We start from the raw sequence: 6,000 nt of genomic DNA, 5'->3' as shown, positions 1-6,000 counted from the left end.
ACCCACACCCATGGCGTGGGCGCGCCCGATCTGGGCCTCGCCGCCTGGCGGAGCGCCACCATCCTCAACGCGCTCACCGGCACGGAGCCGTATCCCCTGCCGGGCCGGACCGCCTTCACCAGCTTCGGTCTCGACCGGGGGGAGGCGCCCGCCGTTCCCGGCCAGGCGCCTCCACTGGTGCCGCTCAGAACCTGCTGAGCGGCGGGACTTCCCGTACGGCCGGGACGGGAACGCCCCGTACGGCCGGAGTCGGAACTCCTCCTGCGGCCGGGGTCAGAAGACCGGGACCCCGTCGCGGGTGAGCCGCCACTCGACCGAGGCGAAGGCGGCCGGGTCGACGGTGCCCTTCGCCCGCACCCACTGGATGATGGTGTTCCGGATCTCCTCCGAGTTGGACCAGAGCTGCTGGGCGGTGGCGACATGCGGGAACGCCCCGCCGCCACTGGCCCGGTAGTTGTTGACCGCCAGCACGAACCGGGCCGCCGGGTCGACCGGCTTGCCCGCGTGGCTGAGGCCGGTGATCCGGGAGCCGGCCGGGCGGGCGATGTCGATCTCGTACGAGAGCCCGTACACCGCGTCGTAGTTGTAGTCCGGGGTGTTCTCGGCGTTGGTGAGCTTCGCCGTGTCCACCGGGGCGCCGGCCGGGGTCCGCACGTAGTACCGGGCCGAGAACTCCAGGTAGTCCTTGAGCTGGGCCCCGGTGAGCAGCCGGGCCTCCAGGGTGTTCTCGAACGGGTAGAGCCCGGCCGCGTCCTTGATGGTGACCTGCCCGGCCGGGATCCGCGCCGTACGGGAGAAGCAGGACGCCTGGGAGAGCACCGGCAGCCCGGCGTACGCGCCGCCGGCCAGCGCCGCCTTCACCGTCTCGGCCTGGACATGGCTGATCAGGTCGATGATCGGCTCGTCCTTCCAGGGGGCGTCGGCGGTGCTCATGGCCGCGACCGAGGTGCCGATGGTCTGGTTGACGTAGGCGACGACCTTGCGGTGCTCGTCCCCGAGCAGCCGGGTGATCGCCGGGTCCTCCGGGACGGTGTTGGAGTTCAGCACCTTCGCCGTGACCTTCTCGACCGTCCAGCGGCCCCGCTCCCGGACCAGCTCGAAGTCGAACAGGGTCAGCCGCTGCCCCCACTTGAGCGGTTCGGAGAGCACGACCTCCTTGCCGGTCGCCTTGTTGGCCACCCGGTACTCCGGGATCTCGGTGTGCGCGTGGCCCACCAGAATGGCGTCGATCCCCGGCACCCGCTCGGCCACCAGGGCGGCGGCGTTCTCCACGTACGGTAGCTGATCGCCGTACGAGGAGGTGCCGCTGGAGCCGGAGTGGGCCGAGACGATCACCACGTCGGCGCCCATCGAGCGCAGCCGGGGCACCCACTTCGCGGCCTGCTCCTCCAGGCCGGGGAAGACCATCTTGCCGCTGACGTTCGCCTTGTCCCAGAGGGCGATGCCCGGGTTGGTGAGGCCGAGCACCGCCACCCGGACGTCCTGCCCGCAGGGGGTGCGCAGCCGGTGCACGCTGTACGGCGGGAAGGCCGGCCGCAGGGTCTTCGCGTCCAGCGCGTTGGCGCCGAGCAGCGGGAAGTCGCACTGCTCCTGGAACTTCCGCAGTACCGGTATGCCGTAGTTGAACTCGTGGTTGCCGAGCGCGGCGGCGTCGTAGCCGATGGCGTTCATCGCCTGAGCCATCGGGTGGACCGGGCCGCGCCGGGCGGTGATCGGGTCGACCTTGGCGTAGTAGTACGAGAGCTGGGTGCCCTGGATGGTGTCGCCCGCGTCGATCAACAGGGTGTTGCGGCGGCCCTTCTCCCGGCGGACCCGGTTCACCAGGGTGGAGATCTTGGCGAGGCCGACGTCGTTGTGGGCCTTGTCGTCGAACTCCTGGTCGGTGAAGTAGTCCCAGTTGAAGACGTTCCCGTGCAGATCGGTGGTGCCCATCACGGTGAAGGCGTAGCGCCGCGGCGGACGCCCGTGGTCCCGCGCCGCGGCGGGAGCGGCGGCGGCCGTGCCCGCGACGGCGGCGCCCGCGCCCGCGGCGGCGGAGCGCTCCAGGAACGTCCTGCGATTCAGCGGCATGTGTACTCCTTCGTACCGGTGTTTCCTTCGGAGCCGGTCCGGAGATGTCCCGGCGGCCCCGTCGCGCGGACAATCCCTCGTGTCCACAACGCGCGTAGATTCTGGCGCAGGGGTAGGGGAGTGCAATAGTCCCCCCGGGTTGCGATCGGGTGACCGATTCCCGTCTCCGTCCCCGGGCGTTCCACGCACCGCTGTCCCGCTGTCCCGCCGTCCCGCCGTCTCGCAGTCCCGTCGTCCCGCACTCCCGCAGTTCCATCGCTCCACCGTCCAGCCGTACCGCTGTTCCGCTGTCCTGTCGTTCCGAGCACTGTTGTGAAGGAGCCACCGCATGACCGACGAACCGTTCCCCGACGGACCGTTTGCCGACCGGCCCGCTACCGGCGGCCCCCTGGCACCGGATCCGGCCGGCGGTGCCGAACTGCCGTACGGCACCGCCCGGTCGCCGCGGGTGGCCGTGCGCGGCGAGGCCCTGATCGAGGTGGACCCCGAGGTCGCCCGGATCGGGATCACCGTCAGCGCCCGGGGCACCGACCGCCGCACCGCCCTGGAGGACCTGACCCGCCGCAACACCGCCGCCCTGGAACTGGTGAAGTCCTACGGCGACGCGGTGGAGAAGCTGGAGACCGGGGCGTTCTCGATCAGCCCCCAGCTCACCCGGCACGGCAAGGGCGAACGGGTGCGCGCGTACCAGGGGCGCGTCCACATCTCCGCCGAACTGGCCGACTTCACCGCCCTCGGGGAGCTGACCACCCGGCTCGCGGACCTGGAGCTGGTCCAGGTGGACGGCCCCTGGTGGGGGCTGCGCCCGGACTCACCGGCCCATGCCGAGGCGCGCCGCCAGGCGGTACGGGAGGCGGTGCAGCGGGCCCGCGAGTACGCCGGGGCGCTCGGCACCGAGCTGGCCGCCCTGGTGGAGCTGGCCGACCTGGGCGCGGAGAACGCCGTCCCGTACGCCGGGCCCCCGGCCCCCGGCTCCGCCCGGATGGCCTTCGCGGGGGCGGCGGCCGAAGCGGCCCCCGCGCTCGATCTGGAGCCCCAGCGCCAGACCGTCACCGCCCAGGTGAACGCCCGCTTCACCATGCACCCGCCGAAGCTGTAGCCGACCCGGGCGCGGGGTGCGGGGCGGTGTTCCGGGGGCGTTCCGGCGGCATTTCGGGAGTGTTCCGGTGCGCTCATCGGAGCATCTCCCCGCACACGTAAACACTTGTCAACAAGCTTTCATCCTCTGGTCGTTGGGCAGTCGCCCGGAGCCGACGTCCTACCGGTCGGTAAGCCCTAGGCTCGACTCATGCGCCGAGCCAAAATCGTCTGCACCCTGGGCCCCGCCTCCGGCACGTACGACCAGATCAAGGCACTGGTCGAAGCCGGGATGGACGTCGCCCGCCTCAACCTCAGCCACGGCGGCCACGCCGATCACGAGGAGCGCTACCAGCACGTACGCAAAGCCGCCGACGAGACCGGCCGCAGCGTGGGCGTCCTCGCGGACCTTCAAGGCCCGAAGATCCGCCTCGGGCGGTTCCGCGAGGGGCCCGTACTCCTTGAACGCGGGGACGAGTTCACCATCACCGTGGAGCCGGTCGAGGGCGACCGGCACCTGTGCGGCACCACCTACCGGGGCCTGGCCGGCGATCTGGCGCCCGGGGAACGGATCCTGGTGGACGACGGCCGGGTGGCGCTGGACGTGATCGCCGTCGAGGGGCCCCGGGTGCGCACCCGGGTGGCCGAGGGCGGCATGGTCTCGGACCACAAGGGGCTCAATCTGCCCGGGGTCGCGGTCTCGGTGCCCGCCCTCTCCGAGAAGGACGTGGCGGACCTCCGCTGGGCCCTGCGCACCGGCGCCGATCTGATCGCGCTCTCCTTCGTCCGCAGCGGCCGGGACATCGAGGACGTCCACCGGGTGATGGACGAGGAGGGCCGGCGGATCCCGGTGATCGCCAAGATCGAGAAGCCGCAGGCGGTCGAGAACATCGAGGGCATCGTGGCCGCCTTCGACGGCATCATGGTGGCCCGGGGCGACCTCGGCGTGGAGATGCCGCTGGAGCGGGTGCCGGTCGTCCAGAAGCGCGCCGTCAAGCTGGCCAAGCGGAACGCCAAGCCGGTCATCGTCGCCACCCAGATGCTGGACTCGATGATCGACAACTCCCGTCCCACCCGCGCCGAGGCCTCCGACGTGGCCAACGCGGTGCTCGACGGCACCGACGCGGTGATGCTCTCCGGCGAGACCAGCGTGGGCCGCTACCCGGTGGAGACGGTCCGCACGATGAGCCGGATCGTGACCGCCGCCGAGGAGGATCTGCTCGCCCGGGGACTGCCGCCGCTCACCGAGCGCAGCAAGCCCCGCACCCAGGGCGGCGCGGTGGCCAGGGCTGCGGCCGAGATGGGCGACTTCCTCGGTGCCACCCTGCTGGTCGCCTTCACCCAGTCCGGGGACACCGTGAAGCGGCTCTCCCGCTACCGTTCCCCCATTCCGCTGCTCGCCTTCACTCCGGACCCGGCGACCCGGGCGCAGCTCAGCCTCTCCTGGGGCGTGGAGGCGTTCCTGGGCCCGCAGGTGGACTCGACGGACGCCATGGTCGCCCAGGTGGACGAGCAACTGCTGCGGATCGGACGGTGCCGCAAGGGCGACCTGGTGGTGATCACGGCCGGTTCGCCGCCGGGGATGGCCGGGACCACCAATCTCGTCCGGGTGCACCACATCGGGGAGAGTCTGACGTAGCCGTGCGGGGCGGGGGACGGCCCGCCCGGCGGGCGCCGTGGTGGCGCCTCGGCGACGAGGGACGACGAGGCGGGCGAAGGGACGGTCCGGTGTCCGCGACCGCGCGGAACTCCGTGCGAGTGGGGTCACGGACCGTGGTGCGAGCGGAGTGTGGAAACGAAGGAAAAGTGCCCCAGGTGGGATTCGAACCCACACTGTCCGCTGTTTGAGAGCGGCCTCTCTGACCAGTTGGAGTACTGGGGCCTTGGAATGCAAGGACGCAGGGCACCCTGCGTGGTCCTACCTTACAGGAGGTGGGTAGGCTCGTGGGCAGCTGTACCTGCCCTGGAACGAGGAGCATCCGTGACCGCCCCCGAGTCGCCCCAGCCCGTCGCCGACGACGGTGACACCGCGCACGTCCCGCCGGTGACGACCCGTGTCGTCATCGCCGAGGACGAGGCTCTGATCCGTCTCGACCTCAAGGAGATGCTCGAAGAGGAGGGCTACACGGTCGTGGGCGAGGCCGGTGACGGCGCCGCCGCGGTGGAGCTCGCCCGGGAACACCGCCCCGACCTGGTGATCCTCGATGTGAAGATGCCCGTCCTGGACGGCATCTCGGCGGCCGAGAAGATCGCGGGCGAGTCCATCGCCCCGGTCCTGATGCTGACCGCCTTCTCCCAGCGCGAGCTGGTCGAGCGGGCCCGGGACGCCGGCGCGATGGCGTATCTGGTGAAGCCGTTCAGCAAGAGCGACGTGGTGCCGGCCATCGAGATGGCGGTGTCCCGGTTCGCGGAGCTGCGGGCGCTGGAGAAGGAGGTCGCGGATCTCGCCCAGCGACTGGAGACCCGGAAGCTGGTGGACCGGGCCAAGTCGGTGCTCCAGACCCAGTACGGCCTGTCCGAGCCGGCCGCCTTCCGGTGGATCCAGAAGACCTCGATGGACCGGCGGATGTCGATGCAGCAGGTGGCGGAGGCGGTCATCGCGGACGCCGAGGAGAAGAAGGCCGCCAAGGGCCGGGACCAGGGCCAGTGAGCCCCGTCGGCGTCCGGGCGTGACGCCCGCCGCGCCCGCCGAACGATCGCGCGCGAAAGCCGGTGCCGTACGACGACGGCACCGGCTTTCCCGTATCGTGCCGCTCCCCGCCGCGCTGTGTCGCTCCGCCGGAAAGCGCCGCTGAGCCGTCCTGCCGCTCCGCCGGGAAGCCGGAGCGTCACCGGCCGGCGGTGCTCCGGCCG

The 6,000-nt window shown here is 71.6% G+C and carries 4 protein-coding genes, 1 tRNA gene and 1 pseudogene; 4 read left to right on the top strand and 2 right to left on the bottom strand.

The annotated features are described in order from the left end of the window. Nucleotides 1-198, top strand: a pseudogene (locus NX801_RS17350) (lysine 6-monooxygenase); the annotation flags it as partial. A gap of 75 nt (nucleotides 199-273) precedes the next feature. Here NX801_RS17350 and NX801_RS17345 read toward each other — a convergent pair. Next, the gene (locus tag NX801_RS17345) at nucleotides 274-2,070 is read right to left on the bottom strand and encodes a bifunctional metallophosphatase/5'-nucleotidase (RefSeq protein WP_258788641.1); all 1,797 of its coding nucleotides are present in this window, start codon (nucleotides 2,068-2,070) and stop codon (nucleotides 274-276) included. A gap of 328 nt (nucleotides 2,071-2,398) precedes the next feature. Between NX801_RS17345 and NX801_RS17340 the strand changes: the two genes are divergently transcribed. Then, nucleotides 2,399-3,169: an SIMPL domain-containing protein gene (locus tag NX801_RS17340; protein WP_258788640.1), complete on the top strand. Its 771-nt coding sequence runs from the start codon at nucleotides 2,399-2,401 to the stop codon at nucleotides 3,167-3,169. A gap of 189 nt (nucleotides 3,170-3,358) precedes the next feature. Beyond that, entirely contained in the window at nucleotides 3,359-4,786 is a 1,428-nt protein-coding gene (gene pyk / locus NX801_RS17335; protein WP_258788639.1) for a pyruvate kinase, read from the top strand. 168 nt (nucleotides 4,787-4,954) lie between these two features. Here pyk and NX801_RS17330 read toward each other — a convergent pair. Continuing rightward, a tRNA-Leu gene (locus NX801_RS17330) sits at nucleotides 4,955-5,029 on the bottom strand. 99 nt (nucleotides 5,030-5,128) lie between these two features. Between NX801_RS17330 and NX801_RS17325 the strand changes: the two genes are divergently transcribed. Then, nucleotides 5,129-5,797 carry an ANTAR domain-containing response regulator gene (locus NX801_RS17325; RefSeq protein WP_258788638.1) on the top strand — a complete coding sequence of 223 codons (669 nt, stop codon included), beginning with the start codon at nucleotides 5,129-5,131 and terminating at the stop codon, nucleotides 5,795-5,797. Nucleotides 5,798-6,000 lie beyond the last annotated feature (203 nt).

The sequence above is a fragment of the Streptomyces pyxinae genome, assembly GCF_024756275.1.
Taxonomy (GTDB): Bacteria; Actinomycetota; Actinomycetes; order Streptomycetales; family Streptomycetaceae; genus Streptomyces; species Streptomyces pyxinae.
Note: the sequence above shows the minus strand (reverse complement) of the source record. Positions and strands in the feature narration are given on the sequence as shown.

Excerpts from the sequence above, each read along its gene's own strand:
- NX801_RS17345 (WP_258788641.1), bottom strand. The coding sequence starts at position 2,070 with ATGCCGCTGAATCGCAGGACGTTCCTGGAGCGCTCCGCCGCCGCGGGC.
- NX801_RS17340 (WP_258788640.1), top strand. The coding sequence starts at position 2,399 with ATGACCGACGAACCGTTCCCCGACGGACCGTTTGCCGACCGGCCCGCT.
- pyk (WP_258788639.1), top strand. The coding sequence starts at position 3,359 with ATGCGCCGAGCCAAAATCGTCTGCACCCTGGGCCCCGCCTCCGGCACG.